The sequence below is a fragment of the Pseudomonas sp. TE24901 genome, assembly GCF_054058375.1.
On sequence record NZ_JBSSAF010000011.1, the window covers coordinates 12,500 to 29,588 of the forward strand.

Here is a 17,089-nt window from a genome sequence, read left to right on the forward strand (position 1 = left end):
AAGGCCCATGTACACGCTTTATGGCATCGACGAATCCGGCTCCTGCATGATCGAAATCGCCCTGCAGCGCTGCGCGGTGCCGTGGCGACGGGTCGACGCGGCCTCATGGGCCGAGGGCGAGGGCAGTGATGAACTGGCGCGCATCAACCCGCTCAAGCAGGTGCCCACTTTGGTGACGCCGGATGGCCAGGTGCTGACGGAGAGCGCCGCGATCCTGATCCACCTGGGCCTGGAATTTCCGGGCGCCGACCTGCTGGGCGGCAACCGTGCACAGGTCATCCGCGGCCTGGTGTACATCGCCGCCAATTGCTACTCGGCCATCGGCATCATCGACTACCCGCAACGCTGGCTGGGCAACGTCAATGAAACGGTGCAGACACAGCTGGTCACCGGCACCCGGCGCTACCTGCACCAGGCCTGGGTGGTGTTCGCCGACCAGTTTGCCGAGCAGTTGTTTGCTCCAAGCGGCGAGCCGAATGCACTGGGCCTGATGGCGGCGGCAGTGTCGCGTTGGGACGAATCACGGGAGGCGTTGAACGGCCTCGCCCCGGGCTTTGCACAAACCCTGGCCCAAGTGGACGCCGACCCCATCGTGGCCCCCGTGTTTGCACGGCATTGGCCGCAGTGGAAGGTCTCATGATGTTTCCGTAATCAGTGGAAACAATCACCGCAGACCCGGTCCAACCCCTTGCGTAGCGGGCGTCCTGACCTACGCTTTCTTAAAGTGGTGTAGGAATCATCCTTGAATTTGACTGTCGCAGACATGAAACTCAAGAACCCTGCATGGAATTGAAAGGAGGTGCGCATGCTCATCCGGTCGCTGACCCTGGCTACCTTGATGGCTTTTACGGGGCCGCTGTTGGCCGCTGATGATATCAACCCGCTCAAGCAGGATTTGGGCAAATCACGCCCACTGGTGGTGGTGGAACTGGACTCCGGCAACCCGACCCTGGCCACCCTCAAGAAGCAATTGAACGAGCCCGCCACCAAGCAGTCCTTCGAAGAACGCAACATGGTGTTCTACACCGTGTCATTCGGCAGCATCGGTGCCGAAGGCGAGAAGTTCGCCAAGGACCCCAAAGACAGCAAAAAGCTCACGCCACCGGAAACCAACGCCCTGATCCGCGCCCTCAAGCTGGGTGCCGGCAGCGGTACCAAGGTGATTCTGGTGGGCAAGGACGGCGAGAAGAAAGTCGAGAAGACTGTGCCACCGGACACCCTCGACCTGAAGGAATTCTTCAGCGCCATCGACCAGATGCCCCAGGCTGAAAAAGACCTGGCCGCACCGGCCGAACCCGAGCCTGCTGCGGCGCCTCCCGCCAAAGGGGCCAAGCCCGCCAAACCGGCCAAGCCGGAAAAACCCGGCAGCAAACCAGCCCCCCAACAACTCGACGACTAAACACATAACCCCTGTGGGAGCGAGCAAGCCCGCTCCCACATTTGTTCAGCGTTGTTCTTGAGATGACTTACGCACCGGGAACGGGAAGTAGAAGAACCGCAAGAACGCCACCCGCTTGATCACTTCCCCGATCAACAACGGCACCACCACCGCCACCACAAAACCCACGCACGCCGCGACAAACGCGTGCAGCCCCAGCCGCTCCAGCAGGTCAACCGTCTTGTGCTGGATCTCACCGTGGAAGATCAGCAGGATCAGGGTGTTCTGGCCAATGTAGGTCATCGCCCGTGTGATGAGGGTCGACACCATCAGCACCCGCGCCAGTGACCAGCACGCGTACACGCCGAGCACCGCCAGCAGGCTGGTCCACAGCCAGTGGTCATAGCGCCGTTGCGCCAGGTCCATGGTGGCGTGGCTGCCAAGGAACACGGCGGCGAACAACGCCACCGAAATCACCAGCGCCAGCCACGATCCTTCGTGCCGACGCAGCCAGTCGCGCAGCAGGTAGCCGCAGATGAAGTAGGTGCTGCTGATCAGCGTGATTTCGAGGCCGAAGGGCAGGCCGGGCACCACCCAGGTCTGGCCACCGATGCTCACCGGTACTTGCCAGAACCACGGCAGTATCCAGATGCCGATCAACAGTTGCAGCACCATCAGCAGACAGCTCACCGGCAGTGACAGCTTCAGGCGCTGGATCAGGCGCAGCATCACCCAACTGAACAGGATCGCTACCCAGAAGTGCGGCAGAAACCAAAGCGCCTGCCAGGGAATGGTATCCACCGAGGCATATAGAACGCCGCCGATGTCCGGTAGCAGGGGTTGGCCGCGCAGTACGTCGCGTACGATCACATAAACCAGCATGGTGAAGAAAAACGGCTTGAGCAGGCCGTCGGCCTTGCGCACCGCCATCTCCACTAACGGCTGCTCGGGCTTGAAGAACACACCGGACAGGAAAAAAAACAGCGGCAATATGAACGAGGCAATAATCGGGTACTGCAGCTCCAGCGAGTTCGCCACGAACCAACTGTGACCGTACACGATCATCAAGATGCCGATGCCCTTGGCGATGTCCATTTGAATCCAACGATGTTTCACGTGACCTCTCCCTCTCGATAAACCCCTGTAGCGCGCCTCACGCCTTGCGCCACGGCTTCAACCACAGCCCCATCCCAAGCAACACCACCGCACCCGCCAGGGTGCTCAGCCCCAATTGCAACCACACGCCATCAATCCGAAACAACGCCAACGCCGCCAACCCCATCACCAGCGCACTGAGCCCCCATTGCCGGGCCCAGGGCAGGGCGCCGAGCAGCGATTGACGCTGCATCAGCAGCAACGCCGTGCAGATCACCCCCGCCAGTGCCGCCAACGGAATGCCCGCCAGGCCGAACACAAAGGGCAGGGCGCCGAGCAATACAACGTTGACCAGGCTGCCGAGCAGTTCGCAACGCAGCGGCTGGCGCGTGTCGCCGGCCGCGTAGGCATAACGCGCCAGCAACGCGTTCCAGGCACCGAACACCAGCGGCACGGCAAACCAGGCCAGCAGCAACGGCAACGGCGAATCGGCCGATTGCTTGGGCAGCAGCAAGGCCACCAGGCTCGGCGCGGCGGCCACCAGGCCCACACCGGCCGGCAAGGTCAGCACGCTGGCGGTTTCCAGGCCGCGCTTGAGCAGGGCCAGGCGCTCATCGCCCTGGCGCCGGCTCATCATGCCCAGCAGTACCTGGTTGAGGCTCATCAGCGCAATCAGCGGCAGGTTCATCAGCTTGCGCGCCAGGTTGACCCAGGTCACCGCGCCTTCACCGAGCAACGACGCCACCAGCCGCTCGATCAACGCCAAGCCCTGGCTGGCGCCGTTGCTCAACAGCAATGGGCCGATGCGTTGGCCCAATTCCCGCAGCGGTGTAAAGGACAGTTGCCAGCGCCACGGCCGCCAGCCCAGGCGCCAGATCGACGGCAGCAGTGCCAACGGCATCAACAAGCTGCCGGCCAGGCACGCCAATGCCAGGGAGTGCGGTTGCGTGGCGGTGCCGGCCAGGGCGAGGTAGGTCACCGGCGGCAGGTTGAAGAGCAGCGAGCCCAACCCCGCCAGCACAAAGCGTTCGCTGGCCTGCAACGGAATACTGAACAGCGCATGCAGCATCAACCCCGGCACGCACCAGGCCACGATCTGCAGGTTGCTACTGGCCAAGGCTGTGGCGCTGGTTGCCAAACCGGGGCCGAGCAACTGCACCAGCCAGGGCGCCAACACCGTCAGCAGCAGGCCTGTGACCAGGGCAATCAACATCAACGCCGGAAACAGCACCGCCAGCCAATCCAGGCGCTCGCCGTCCTTGCGCTCCAGGTACAACGGCAACGCGGCGGCACTGAGCACGCCACCGGCCAATGACATGCGTAACGCTTCGGGCAAGAACAGCGCGATCAGGAACGCATCGCTGCGCTCTCCCGCACCCCAGGCCGCCACCAGCAACCATTCACGGGCGAACCCCAGGCACAGGCCCAGCAGGGTCGCCAGGGTCAGCCAGACGGCGGAGCCGAGCATGGCTAAGGCCGCGCGCCGTCTAGGAGAGATTTGCCCGGCGCTACGCTCTTGACCTGCGGCAGGCGTGCCGGAAACAACCGGCGAGCCTCCAGCACATTGATGCCCACCATCAACCAGAACAGCGCCACCATCACCACGGCAAAACTGAAGTAGTGGTCGAACAACCCACTGACCAGCGCAGAAAGAATCCCTGCGGTACTGCCCAGCCACAGCGCATTGTCCTTGGTCAGCCGGATCGGGCCTTTTTCAGGGCGCGCTTCACGCCACCAGCGCACGGTCACCGCGACAAAAAACAGCATGCCGGCGATGCCGGTCTTGTAGATGAAGTTCAGCCAGAGGTTGGAAATCCCTAGGAAGTGCGTGCCGGGCACCGGTGGGTCGACCTTGAAGCCAATCCCGAACGGATAGGCCGCCATGGCTGCGGGGAACATGCGGTACTCGTCAAAACGCACTTCGGTACTGGCGTTGCTCGACGAGAAAATCGTTGCCAGACGGTCTTGCAACGGCGGGTACGCCATCACCAGCGCCACGGTCAGCGCCGCGCCGATCATCAACAGACGCCCGGTGTACGGCACACGTCGCGTGGCCATCCACATCAGCACCAGCGCCAGGCTGACCATTGCGCCACGGCTACTGGCCAACAGCAGGGCTGCGGCGCCGAGGCACGCCACGCCCAGGCCCAGTGCTCGCTTCCAGCCCTGTTCGGTCATGCCGAAGCAGAACGCCAGCGGCAGCAGCAATGCCATGATTCCGCCGATGGCGTTCGGGTGCATCCACGGCGAGCCCATGCGCGAAGACATCGCCTCAAGGCCGAATTTGAGCATCTCGAAGTTGCCGTAGTTGAACACCGCCAGGATCGGCGCAATGCCTGCGCCGGAGCGTGTGCGCACGAACACGGCGATCGACAGCACCAGCATTGCCAGGGAACCCAGCAACAGGGCAATCACCAACGATTCGCGCTGTTTGTGTTCCGTCAGCAACTTCGCGCAGAGGAACACCGCCGACAGGCTCAGCAGCCAGCGCAGCCAGTTGGCCACGCCACTGGTGTCAGCGTGGATGGTCACCTGGCCGACGATGAACGGGAACACGCTGAACAGCATCAGCCACAACAGCATCTGGTCGGTGGGGCGACGGGTGAGGCTCGGTGTGTCGGGCAGGCGCGCCAGGAAGTTGTGCCACAGCACCGCGCCCCAGGTCAGGGCCAGGATCGCCTCGCTGACCGTACTGCGAATGCCCAGGTTGACCGTCGAATACGGCATGAAGGTGGCCACCCCGGCAAACAGCAACAGGCCCCACAGGGGAAAGCGCAGGATGGTCACCGCAGCCGCCAGGCCGATCACCGCCAGGAACGCCTTGGCCGGTGACAGCGCCAAGGCGAGGGCACCAAACAGCAGGCCGAACAGGATCGCGACGAGGCTTGCCAGGGATAGTCTCACTTCAATTCCTCGATCAGTTCGGCCAGGCGCCGACGGTACGCCTGGCGGTTGAAACGCTCGGCCCATTGGCGTCGTTGCTCGGGCGATTGTTCATCGGGCCTCTCGCACAAACCCACCATCAGCTGCACCAGGGCCGGGCCGTCGGTGGGCGAAAAGCGCGGCGCCGACGGCGGGGTGATTTCATCCAACGACGTGCCGCTGGCCACCGCCACCGGCGTGCCGACACTGAGGGCCTCGATCACCGGCAAACCAAAGCCTTCGGCGTAGGAGGGCTGCCACAGGCGTGAGGCCTGGCGGTAGAGCGCATGCAGCTCGGCGTCCGACACACCGCTCAAGGCACGGATGCCCGGCAGGTTGCGTTGGGCTTCGGGCAAATGGTCGAGGCTGCCCACCAGCACCAATTCCGGCACGCCCGGCGACTGGCGACGCGCCTGCTGCCAGGCCTCCACCAGGAACGGTACGTTCTTGCGCAATTCACGGGTGCCTACCAACAGCCAATAGCGTTCGGGCAGTTGGCGCGCGGTGAGGTCGGCTGCCAACTCGACAAAGCCATCGACCTGATTGGGCAGCACACGGATCTTGCCGGCGGCCTTGGGAAACAACCGCGCGGTTTCATCGGCGCTGTACTGCGACGGTGTCCACACCCGGTCAGCGCTGTGCACCGCGTAGGCAATCGACAGGCGATCGCTGGTCTTGTAGATCAACGCCTTCAAGCGGTTGGCGTGGTAGTTGTTCAAGGTGATCTGGAACAGGTCATGCAACAGCACCACCGTGCGCAAGCCTTTGGGCTTGGGCGGCAACGGCAGGCCCATGTTGAAGGTGCTGATGTACACATCGATGTGCTGCTCGCGCAACGCACGCGGCAGGAAGCCCGCCTCGAAACGCAGGCGATTGTGCGGTTGGTGCATGGCGGTCTTCGCGCAGCCCCAGGCCGGGCAGTGGGCCTGCAAGCGGGTTTCATCGCCCAGGGGCGCCACGGTGAACCGCGCCAGCTCGATCTGCGGCAACGCACGCAGGGCATCTTCCAGGGCGTACACCTGGCGGCTGATCCCCGATTGCGGCGACGTGCCGACGGTGCGGTAATCCAGGCCTACACGCATGCGGGCTCCTTTTGCTCGAGTGGCGACAGGCTGGCGTACACCTGCTCCAGCTGGCTGGCCGCCACACTCCAGTCATGGGCGCGGCGCACATAGGCGCGCCCGGCTTCGCCCATGGGCGCGGCGGCGTCGGGAAATTGCAGCAGGCGCACCACCGATTCCGCGAGGCTGGTGGCGCTCTGGCCGCCGAGGTAGTCCAGGCCTTCGACCAGGTCCAGGCCGGACACGCCTTGGTCGGTGCTCGCCAGCGGCAGGCCGGCGGCCAGGGCTTCGAGTACTTTCAATTTGGAGCCGCCGCCATGGCGCAACGGCGCAAGGAACACCGAGCAGCTCGATTGCAGGTTCAGCAGGTTTGGCACAAAGCCTTGCCACTCAATGCGCGGGTCCTTCCAGCGTTCGCGCCAACTGCCCGGCATGCCGAAACCACACACGCTCATGCGCGCCTCGGGGCAACGCTCCCAGACCTTGGGCAGAATCTCGTCCAGGGCCCATTCGATGGCGTCCACGTTCGGGGCGTATTCGTAGTTGCCCAGGAACAATACACGGCGTGTCGACGGGTCGGGACGGGCCGCGGCAAAGTGATCGCAATCTACTCCATTGACCACCACCGGCACCGCTTTGCCGGCGATCTTTTCCAGCACCTGGGCGTCCGTGTCGGTGACCGCCACCACCTGCGCCGCCTGGCGCATCACCCGGCGTTCCCAGCGGGCATAGCGCCATTGATCGTAGCGAATGAACGGCAACGCCCAACCCGGCAAACGGTCGTAGGTGGCGGCGCCAAGGGCCGACTCCACGTTGTGTTCGGTCAGCACGAACGGCTGGGATTTGCGCAGCAGCGTGTCTTCATAGGGCTGGAAGGTGTAGCTGTGTTCGATCTGCACCACGTCCCAATGCTCGTTGAGCAGCTGGTTGAAGGTGTCCTGCAGGGGGCCCGACAAACCGTTCACGCTGGCCAGCAGCGGGTAGGGCGCAAACAGCCCGGCGACGAAGGTCTTGAAGCTGCGCAGTGGGCGACGCGGCAGGATGATCAGTTGTTCGAGAAACGCCTCCAGCACCTGGCGATCGGTGAGCGACACTGGGTGTTTGTCATGCAGCAGCAAGGTGATCCGATGCCCACGGGCGGCCAGGCTGCGCAGCAGGTGGAACTGGCGCGTCTTGCCACCGCTGGTGGCGGGCCAGGGCGAGTAGGGCAGGATCCATAGAATGCGCATGGCGGGCTTCAATCCCATAACAGAATTTGCAGGTTCGACTTGACCGGTACGGTCAGGCCGTTGGTGCCACTCACCGGGGTTTGCGTGCCGCGCAACGGGTCGTAGAGGGTGGCGCTGGTCAAGTTGGGCAAGTGCGCGCTGCCGCCTTCGGCCGACCAGAAGAACCACAGCTTGTGCCCGTCGGCGCGGGTCCAGCCGATGCTGAACAGGCCGTCGGGCAACTGGTCGGCGGTGGGCGGGTCGCCGGGGGTGAGTTGCGGGCCGCTCACATCGAGGAAGTTCTTCAGCGCGGTGTAGGCCGGCTTGGGGTTCGCGTCGATGTCCAGCAAGCCGTAATACTGGTCACGCACGCTGGCGCGTTGGTCGAGGTCGCTGAGGGTGAACAGGAAGATCTTGTCGTAATCCATCGCACTCATCAGCGCCACGCGCCGCACGATGTAGTCGGCCTGGCCCTGCTGGGTGATCAGGTCCTGGGCGTCCTTGGGCCCCGGGTAGGTGGACCAGCCCCATTCGGTGCTCCACAGGGTTTGCACGCCTGCACCACGCAACGCTTGATTGAGTGTGGTGGTCTTGCTGATGAAATCCAGGTTGGACGGGTCGTTGCCTTCGGGCAGTTGGGTGTAGGGGTGATAGGAAATGGTGGTATTGAGGCTCGCCACCCCCAACGCGCCGAGTGCACTGAACATGGTCTGGCCGTTGGGCATCTCACTGAAAAACGCCATGCCTGCGGCCACCACGGGTTTGTTCGCGTCCACGACGCGCAATGCGGCCGCGGTGGCGGTCAGCAGGGTGGCGTAACCGGCCGGATCGGCCACCGGGCGCCAGAAGCCGAGCAGGTTGGGCTCGTTCCACACCTGCCAGGCATTCACGCTGGGGTAGCGCTGGGACAGCAACGCCATGCGGTTGGCAAACAGGTTCGGGTCCTTGGGTGGGTACTGGTCCTGATAGGGCGCACCCACCGGCGCGGTGGTGGCGAAGGGCGCCGAGCCCACCAGGTAGAACACCGACTTGAGCTGGTTGGTTTGCAGGTTGCCCACCAGTTGATCCAGCGTGGCGATCTGGTACTGGCCCTGCGCAGGTTCCAGCTGATCCCAATGCAAGTCCAGGCGCACCCATTCCAGGCCCAGCGCCTTGAGACGGTCGATCTGCTTCTGGTAGAGCGTGGGGCTGAACCACAGGAACTGCGCGTTCACCCCCAGGAAGTCTTTCCACACCACCACCTTGCTGCCTTTGAGCACATGGTTTTCGGCGTCGGCCTGGCGCCCCCACAGGAAGGCGGTCAGGCCCAGGGCGGCGATGACGGCAAGGGTGGCCAGGTAGGTGCGTTTACGCGCCATAGGGAACTCCCGCAATCGCCTGTTCGAAGCGCTGCTTGAACTTCTGCGCGGTCAGTGGCCACAGGCGTTCGCGGCCGATTTCCCCGGCGCGTTCCGCCCAGTCCCGAGCCAGCAACGGCGTGCGCGCCAGGCGCAACAACTGCTCGCTCAACGCCGCCACATCGCCCTCGGGGAAGATCGCACCGTTGCCGCTTGCCACTTCTTCGGCAAACGCGCGGGCGTTGGAGGTGATCGCGCCGCGCCCGCAGGCCGTGGCCCAAGACAACGCGCCACTGGTGCCACGCTGGCGGCCCAGCAGGCCGAGTTTTTTCGATTCACGGTACGGCAGCACCATCACATGGTGCGCCTGGATGGTCTGTGCGATCTCATCGGCCGGCAGGTTCAAGCGCCAGTCGATCACACCCGTCAGGCCCAGTTCGGCGATCTGGCTGTTCAGCTGTTCCAGGTAGTTGCCGCCCGCACCAAACGCCATTTCAGGGGCAGTGCCACCGGCCAGGGTCAGGCGCACACGGTCACGCAATTCGGGGGCTTGTTTGAAGACGTCGGCCAATGCCTGCAACAGGTCTTCAATGCCTTTGCCACGGTAGATAAACCCAAAATACAGCAGGTGCAAGGTGTCCAGCGAAGGCAGCGGTGCCGGGGCAATGGCCAGGTTGGCGTGGTTGATCACCGCCACCTTGCCGGCCGGCAACTGCATGCGCTCGCTCAGGCAATCGGCGCCCAGGCGAGTGAGGGTGATCAGGCGCGTGAGGCCTTTGGCGACCTGGCGCTCTTCGCGCAACGTCAGCGGGTCGGCCAGCACCACCGCCGCTTGCGGCAACGGGCTGGGCAGGCGTTCCAGCAGGTTCAACGGGAAGGGCAGGCGTTCGCGTCGCCACACGATGCGCTCCGGGTCATGCACGGTGGCCGTCAGCGGCAGGTTGGGGTAGGCCTTGCGCAGTTCGCGCAGGGCCAGGAACTCACCGAGCCGGCCGCCGCCCAGTTCGGCGTGGACCAGGTCCACGCTCTGCCAGTCGAAGCCACCGAGAGCCCGCTGGACCGCCTCGCTGTTGCCTTCCACGCCCGCCAACGGTGTCGCCACCGTCACGCCCACTTGCTCCAGGGCCGCCTTGAAATGGTTCGCGTAGTCGGCGATCCCGTTTTTTTCCGGCGGCAAAGGAGCGAGTAGGGCGATGCGCATCAGAACGCCCCCCGGTACTTGGCGATGGTGCGGAGTACCTTGGCCGGTACTTCGAACTTGCGACGGTTGATGATGATGCCGTCCACCTTGCCGAACGCGGTGTTGAGGATCGACAGCGCGTGTTCCACCACCGGTACCGTGCTTTTCTGGGCTTCCACCACCAGGCCGATCAGGTCGGCACGGCGCAGTGTGATAAACGCATCGCGGTTGTCCAGCAGTGCCGATGCATCCAGCAATACCACCTCACCCGGCTCGGCCGCCGCCTGGCCGCCGACACGGACGTTGATACCGTTCTCCTGCAGCAACAGGCGCAGTTGCTCCACCACAAAGGTTACCCCTTCGCCGTGTCGCGCCGAGGTCAGCCCGAGGGTCAGGCCATGGTCGGCAATGCGGTCAGGCTGCAGCAGGCTGTACAGCCGGTAGATGCTGGCGTTGAACGCGTTGGTACTCTGCGCGGTGGTGGTATCCAGTTCCGGCAGGGTGGTCCACAGCGGCAGGCCGAACTTGCGCTCCACCAGGCCGCCGTCGTGAATACGCTGGTCCAGCAGGTAGCACAGGTAGATCACCAGCAGCCCTACGACGATGGCAAACGGGATCGCCAACACCAGCATCACCAGGGTTTTCGGGAAGATGCGGCCCGGGTTCAGGGTGGCTTCTTCGATCACCGCGATGTTGCTGATCTGGCTGTTGTCCAGCTCACGGTCGATGCGCGATTTTTCCAGGTTGTCCACGTACAACGCGTAGTTGCGCTCGGTGGTGTTCAGCTCGCGGGAGAGGCGGGCCAGTTCCGGTTCAATCTCCAGCGCATCCTTGCGTTGCGCTTCCAGGTTCACCAGTTGTTTCTGTTGTTGAACCAGCTGGGTGCGCAGCGCCAGGTTGTTGCTGGTTTCATCCAGCAGCACGCGCTGCAAGTGGATTTCCAGGGTGTTCGGCGCGCGGTTTTCCGAGCTCTGCACGGTGTTGCTTTCACTGGCGACCTGCACCCGCATGGCCTGGATCGACGCATCCAGGGCTTTGACCGGCGGCGCGTTATCCGTGTAGGTGCGCATCATGTCGGCCTTTTCCAGCAACTTCTGGTTGAGCAGGCGACGCAAGTCTTGCTGTTGCGGGTTGAGCGCGATCTGGCGAACCGTGGTCACTTCCTTGGGCTGGCCCTTGAGTTGCTCACGGGTGCTGGCGATGGCGCTGTCGGAGGAGGCGATCAACCGTGTGGTGTTGAAGGTTTCGCCACGCAGCACGTTGATGCGTTCGGACAGGTCTTCCAGGCGATCGGTGATGCTCGCTGCGCCGATTTCATTGAGGTGCGTGAGGATCTGCTGCTTGTAGCTCTTGATCTCGTTGGCGCTGGTGTTCACCTGGCCTTCATAGAACGCGTACAGGCTCTTGCGGCCCAAGGCCTCAGTGCGTTCGGCGATGTAGGTTTCGACCCAGTTCTTGACCACGGCCTGGGCGATTTCCGGGTCGCCCCATTTGAAGCTGATGTCCATCACCGTGGAACCTGCGGCGTGGCTGACCTCGAAGTTCTTCTCAAGGCTGGCGGCCAGGCGCTCCACCGGCGTGGTCTTCTCGACGATGCCGACGGTTTCCAGCACCACGCGCAGGCCATCGAACACGCTACCGACACCGGCCTTGACGTAGTACTTGGTGCGCTTCCAGAAGCCTTCGGGCGGTGGCGCGTTTTCGATGATTTCCAGGTAATGCTCGGCCACTGCACGCACGATCGGGCGCCCGGTCAGCAGGCGCTCTTCGTCGACAATCGGGTCACGCTGGGTGCTGGGCATCACCAGCGCCTGGCGGTTGCTGATCTCGATCGGCAGGGTTGAGTCGCGGCCTGGCTTGACCAGCAGGCGTGCGGTGGATTCGTACTTGGCCGGCAGCAGGAACGCCCCCAGCAGGATGATCACCAGCGCCGCGACGGCCGCCAGCTTGAACTCGTGCCGGAAGATGAAGAACAGGCGCAGAAGATCACGAAAAGAACGGATCTCGATCATGGGATGTCGCTCCTTTAGTTATTGCCGCCGCTGGTTTTGGTGTAGTTGTAGCCAACCCCAATGGATTTGGTGAACGGGATCAATTGGTTCAAGTAGGTATCCACTCCCTGGATGCGTTCGCCCACGTTGGATTTAGGCACGAACACCACGTCGCCCCGTTGCAGGCGTACCGGTTTGCGCCCGTTCGGGCCGGGTTTGAGGTACTGGCTGAAATCCAGGAAATAGGCGTGGTAGGCGCCCTGGGCATCCTCGCGCAGCAAGGCGACCATGCTGGCATCGCCCGAGGGGTTCACCCCACCCGCACCGATGATGGCTTGCTCCAGGGTGTTGGCCGTGCCGATCTGCACCGCCGTCGGGTTGTTCACTGCGCCGCCGACGATCACCGAGTTGCCCGGTGCCTGGTTGATGTTCACCGTCACCCGAGGTTCGCGGTAGACCGGGGCAAGCTTGTTGCTCAGCTCCGTCGCCAGCTCCGAAGGCTGGCGCCCGGCAACCTGGATCGGCCCCAGGAACGGGTAATTGATCTTGCCGTCGGTTTGCACCGTGTACAGCGTCAGCTCGTAGATGGTGCTGACGTTGAACGCCGACAGCGTCGGCATCTCCCCGGCATCACGCACGATGCGCAATTGGTCGCCGACGCGGATGCGTTCCACGGCCTGGGGCAGTTGTGCCAACTGTTCGAGGGCGCGCTTGCCGTCCTCGACGGCCTGGCCATCCGGCCGGACGATGCGCGCAGGGGTATTGCAGGCGGCCAAGGCAATCATGGCCAGGACGAGCAGGGTTCGTTTCATCAATTGGGACTTCCTGTTGGTCATGATGCTCACCTCCAATAACCGGGGAACATGCTGATGCGCCGCTTGAGGGCGAGGGGGAGCCGGCGTTCCAGGTGACCCAGCCGGTAGCCGAGCAACTTGAACGCGCTGCGCACCAGTACTTCGGGTACGCGGTGCAATGCACCGGCTGCGCGTAACGCCGCGAGCTCAGCCAGTACATAGCGTTTACCTTCACCGCCCGCGTCGCCAAAGGCCTGACGGATCCAGGGTTCGCGACCGTAGAACACGCCAATGTCGAAGTAGCGGTGAAACTCATCCATGAGTCGGTAATCGTGGGAGTGGTACACCCGCGCCGAAGCGGCGTAGCGCACCTTGTAGCCTTCCAGCAGCATGCGCGCGGCCACGTAGGCGTCTTCGCTGCCGATCACATCGGCGGGGAAGCCTCCGACGGCCTGCAAGGCGCTGCGTCGGTACACCGAAAACGAATCGGAGCTGAAGCAGGTCTTGATCCCCAGTTCCGGCGCATCGGCCAGGCTTTTGCTGCGGCTCTGGTCCGGGTAGTTGAAGTGCCGCGATTGCGCGCCCAGCACCCCGGCACCCGGGTGCGGCAACTGGCGGCCGTAGGCCACGCCGTTGAGCGGGTCTTGCTGCAGTTCGTCAAGCAGGTTGGCGAAGGTGTCGGGGGCGGCCGGGATCGCATCCTGGGTCATCACGATCAAGGCCTCGCCCTCAACCTGCTCGCTGGCCCAACGCCGCGTGCCGCCGTGGTTGAAATCACGGGCATCGATCACTTCGACCCGCGCGCCAAACTCACGAAAGCGCGCCACGGTGTCATCGCTGGAGGCGCTGTCGACCACCAGCATCTCGTCCGGTTGCAGGCTTTGCATCTGCAGTGCCGGCAGCAGTCGCGCCAGGTGGCTGGACGCGTTGCGGGTCGGGATGATCAACGCGGTGCGCATATTATTTCTTCACGTCGAGGGGCGCGCGCCCGTAGATGTCGTCGAAGCGCACGATGTCGTCTTCGCCCAGGTACTCGCCGCTCTGCACCTCGATCATCACCAGGTCGATGATGCCGGGGTTGGTCAGGCGGTGCTTGTGCCCGGCCGGGATGTAGGTGGACTCGTTGGCGTTGATCAGGAATTCGCGCTCGCCATTGGTGATCTGCGCTGCGCCACTGACCACCACCCAGTGTTCGCTGCGGTGGTGATGCATCTGCAGCGACAACGACGCCTGGGGCTTGACCACGATGCGCTTGATCTTGAACCGGCTGCTTTCCTCCAGCACGGTGTAGGTGCCCCACGGCCGGGTGACGGTGCGGTGCAGGCTGAACGCCGGATGGTTCTGGCGTTTGAGTTCGGCAACGATGTAGCGCACATCCTGGCTGCGGTTGGCATCGGCGATGAGCAGGGCGTCCGGAGTGTCCACGATGATCAGGTCACGCACACCGACGGCGCCGAGCACGCGTTTGGGTGAGTCGATGTAGCAGTTGTGCACGTCATGCAAAATCGCTTCGCCATTGACCTGGTTGCCATGGGCGTCGCTGGGGGTGAGCTGGCGCAGGGCTTCCCAGGAGCCGATGTCGCTCCAGCCGATGTCGCACGGCACCACCGCCACTTGCTTGGATTTTTCCATCAGCGCCACGTCGATGGAGATATCCGGCGCGCTGCCAAAGGCTTCGGCCTCCAGCTCACGCTGGCGTGAGGTCTTGTTCTGCAGGCTCTGGCTGTGTTCCAGCGCGGCTCTTGCAGCGCTGAGCACGTCCGGCGCATGGGTGGCGAGTTCGTCCACCAGGGTGCTGGCCTTGAAGCAGAACATGCCGGCGTTCCACAGGTGCTTGCCGCCGTCGAGGTAGGCCTGGGCGGTGGCCAGGTCAGGTTTTTCGACAAAGCGTTTGACACGGTTGCCGGTGTCCAGCGCTTCACCTTTTTCGATGTAGCCAAAGCCGGTTTCCGGGTGGTCGGGCTGGATGCCGAAGGTCACCAGGTAGCCGGCCTCGGCGAGGTCGCGGGCCTGGGTCACGGCGTGGGCGAACGCCACTTCATTGAGGATCAGATGGTCGGCGGGCATCACCAGCAATTGGGCGGCGTCACCAAAATGTTCCTGCACGTGCAACGCCGCGACCGCGATGGCCGCCGCCGTGTTGCGACCGAACGGCTCCAACAGCAGGTCCAGGGGCAGGTGCGCCTTGTTCACCCCACGGTAGTCATCGAGGGTGCGAAACAGCAGGTCACGGTTGGTCACCGTGAGCACGCTTTCCACGCCGGGCAACTTGGCGGCGCGCTGGAAAGTCTTTTGCAGCAGGCTCTGGCCGTCGCGCATGCGCATGAACGGCTTGGGCATGTTCTGCCGGGACACCGGCCACAGCCGCGTGCCCGAACCACCGGAAATAATGCAGGGAATCAATCCGTTGAGGGTATTCATCAATAGACCTCCTTGGTGGACAGGACGGCGGGGACCGTCATGAAGACGATGTACAAGTCAAACCACACCGACCACTTGGAGATGTACTCCAGGTCGTACTCGACACGTTTCTGGATCTTGAACAGGGTATCGGTCTCGCCCCGGTAGCCGTTGATCTGCGCCCAGCCGGTGATGCCCGGCTTGACCCGGTGCCGCGAGCTGTATTCGCTCACCGCCACTTCGAACGGAATGCCGGCGGCCTTGGTCGCCGTGGCGTGGGGGCGCGGGCCGACCATGGACATGTTGCCCAGCAGCACGTTGAACAACTGCGGCAGCTCGTCGATGCTGGTCTTGCGGATGATGCGGCCCACGCGGGTGATGCGCGGGTCTTTGCGGGTGGTCTGCTGCTCGGCGGTGAAGTCGCTCTGGTCGGTGAACATCGAGCGGAACTTGAACACGCGGATCTCGTTGTCGTTGTAGCCATAACGGTTCTGGCGGAACAGCACCGGGCCTTTGGAATCGAGCTTGATCGCGATCGCCGTCGCGAGCATCACCGGGGACAGTGTTATCAGTGCCAGGCTGGCCAGCAGCAGGTCTTCACAACGCTTGATAAACGGCGACCAACCCCGCAGCGGCAACTGCGAGGTGTTGAACATCAGGATGCCGCCCACGTCGGTGATGCGGCTGTGGCCGTAGCGCAGGGCCGCCATGTCGGGCACCAGCATCACGTTGACCGACATTTGCCGCAGGCGATTGACCAGCCCATGAATGCGCTGCTCGGCGGCCCAGGGCAGGCAGATCATCACTTGATTGACCTCTTCGGAGCGGATCAGTTTTTCCAGGTCGCGGGTGTTGCCCAGCAACGGCAGGTTGCTCAGCTCCTTGGGAATGCGTTCGGTGCGGTCATCGATGAAACCGATCAGGCCGGAGCGGATGTCGCCGTTGCGTTGCAGGTGGTCGGCGACGTGCACGGCGGTGTCGGTGAAGCCCAGGATCACCGTGCGTTGCAGGTATTTGCCGTTGCGCATCAGGTTGCGGTACAGGCGCAGCATCACCAGGCGTTCAACGCACAGCAGGCCCAGGCTGGCGAAGTACCAGGCGGCCAGGTTATGTGGGTTGAGTTGCGGGAACATCTGCAGGATCTGGTACATGAACAGCAGGATGCAAAACGCCGCCGTCCAGGCCACTACTTTGGTGCGCAGGCGCAGACGATTGCTGAACAGCTCTTCGGAATAGATGCCCATGGCCTGGAACATAATGATGGTCATGACCGCGAAAAACAGCAGCAGGCCGAGGAAATGAGGGCGCATTTCGGGGTCCATCGGGTCGAGGAAATACACCAGGACCAGCGGTGGCAAGATGGCCGTCAGGCCATGGATCAACTTGACGAAAACAACAAAGAACTCAACAAAACCGGCGCGCGTCAAAAACAGGCTATCGACTGACGACTTCTCTCGCATAAAACATCCCTCATTGCACTCCAGGCTCTCTGCTCGGCTGTTTGATCAATAAGGCAGCGAACTGCTTTAGAGCGCGAGTCGAACTACGGCTACTCTGGGTAAAACGCAACTACTCCATCCTGGACGGAGGAAACCTGCGGGGTAGTGACTTAAGGAGTGTTCCCTGTGTATTGCTTAGTCAACGAATTGACGATGGTGCGGAGGTGGTGTGCTAGACACGTTAATTAATCTTTTTTGCGGCATTTTATTGACTTTCCTTGTCC

At 63.2% G+C, this 17,089-nt stretch carries 14 protein-coding genes; 2 read left to right on the plus strand and 12 right to left on the minus strand.

The window, feature by feature from the left end; all coding sequences use genetic code 11:
- Positions 1–7: 7 nt before the first annotated feature.
- Both ACVWVP_RS21560 and ACVWVP_RS21565 read left to right on the plus strand, forming a co-directional pair.
- On the plus strand, positions 8–640 hold the full coding sequence (locus ACVWVP_RS21560) for a glutathione S-transferase N-terminal domain-containing protein (protein ID WP_178925957.1): 633 nt from the start codon (positions 8–10) through the stop codon (positions 638–640).
- A 165-nt stretch (positions 641–805) separates the two neighbouring features.
- Entirely contained in the window at positions 806–1,399 is a 594-nt protein-coding gene (locus ACVWVP_RS21565; RefSeq protein WP_457407916.1) for a DUF4174 domain-containing protein, read from the plus strand.
- 45 nt (positions 1,400–1,444) lie between these two features.
- Here the strand turns inward: ACVWVP_RS21565 and ACVWVP_RS21570 are convergent, their stop codons facing one another.
- From ACVWVP_RS21570 to ACVWVP_RS21625, 12 genes are read right to left on the minus strand one after another with little or no spacing between them, the layout of a single operon-like run.
- Complete coding sequence (locus ACVWVP_RS21570) at positions 1,445–2,494, minus strand: acyltransferase family protein (protein ID WP_457407919.1); 1,050 nt, start codon at positions 2,492–2,494, stop codon at positions 1,445–1,447.
- 37 nt (positions 2,495–2,531) lie between these two features.
- On the minus strand, positions 2,532–3,941 hold the full coding sequence (gene murJ / locus ACVWVP_RS21575; protein WP_457407921.1) for a murein biosynthesis integral membrane protein MurJ: 1,410 nt from the start codon (positions 3,939–3,941) through the stop codon (positions 2,532–2,534).
- 2 nt (positions 3,942–3,943) lie between these two features.
- Entirely contained in the window at positions 3,944–5,377 is a 1,434-nt protein-coding gene (locus ACVWVP_RS21580; protein WP_259174376.1) for an O-antigen ligase family protein, read from the minus strand.
- The gene (locus ACVWVP_RS21585) at positions 5,374–6,477 is read right to left on the minus strand and encodes a glycosyltransferase family 4 protein (protein WP_457407924.1); all 1,104 of its coding nucleotides are present in this window, start codon (positions 6,475–6,477) and stop codon (positions 5,374–5,376) included. Before ACVWVP_RS21585 ends, ACVWVP_RS21580 begins: the two co-directional genes overlap by 4 nt.
- Positions 6,468–7,685 carry a glycosyltransferase family 4 protein gene (locus tag ACVWVP_RS21590; RefSeq protein WP_457407927.1) on the minus strand — a complete coding sequence of 406 codons (1,218 nt, stop codon included), beginning with the start codon at positions 7,683–7,685 and terminating at the stop codon, positions 6,468–6,470. The genes ACVWVP_RS21585 and ACVWVP_RS21590 overlap by 10 nt, the downstream gene beginning before the upstream one ends.
- An 8-nt stretch (positions 7,686–7,693) precedes the next feature.
- Entirely contained in the window at positions 7,694–9,022 is a 1,329-nt protein-coding gene (locus tag ACVWVP_RS21595) for a beta-galactosidase (protein WP_457407929.1), read from the minus strand.
- Positions 9,012–10,202 (minus strand): glycosyltransferase, encoded by a 1,191-nt coding sequence (locus ACVWVP_RS21600; RefSeq protein WP_457407932.1) that lies wholly within the window; start codon positions 10,200–10,202, stop codon positions 9,012–9,014. The genes ACVWVP_RS21595 and ACVWVP_RS21600 overlap by 11 nt, the downstream gene beginning before the upstream one ends.
- A complete protein-coding gene (locus tag ACVWVP_RS21605) occupies positions 10,202–12,193 on the minus strand; it encodes a GumC family protein (protein ID WP_259174381.1) in 1,992 nt (663 codons plus the stop codon). Before ACVWVP_RS21605 ends, ACVWVP_RS21600 begins: the two co-directional genes overlap by 1 nt.
- 14 nt (positions 12,194–12,207) lie before the next feature.
- A complete protein-coding gene (locus ACVWVP_RS21610; protein WP_178926065.1) occupies positions 12,208–12,984 on the minus strand; it encodes a polysaccharide biosynthesis/export family protein in 777 nt (258 codons plus the stop codon).
- Between the two features lie 29 nt (positions 12,985–13,013).
- The gene (locus ACVWVP_RS21615; protein ID WP_178926064.1) at positions 13,014–13,925 is read right to left on the minus strand and encodes a glycosyltransferase family 2 protein; all 912 of its coding nucleotides are present in this window, start codon (positions 13,923–13,925) and stop codon (positions 13,014–13,016) included.
- 1 nt (position 13,926) lies between these two features.
- The gene (locus ACVWVP_RS21620) at positions 13,927–15,387 is read right to left on the minus strand and encodes a mannose-1-phosphate guanylyltransferase/mannose-6-phosphate isomerase (protein WP_457407935.1); all 1,461 of its coding nucleotides are present in this window, start codon (positions 15,385–15,387) and stop codon (positions 13,927–13,929) included.
- Entirely contained in the window at positions 15,387–16,826 is a 1,440-nt protein-coding gene (locus tag ACVWVP_RS21625) for an undecaprenyl-phosphate glucose phosphotransferase (RefSeq protein WP_259174393.1), read from the minus strand. Before ACVWVP_RS21625 ends, ACVWVP_RS21620 begins: the two co-directional genes overlap by 1 nt.
- Positions 16,827–17,089: the final 263 nt, after the last annotated feature.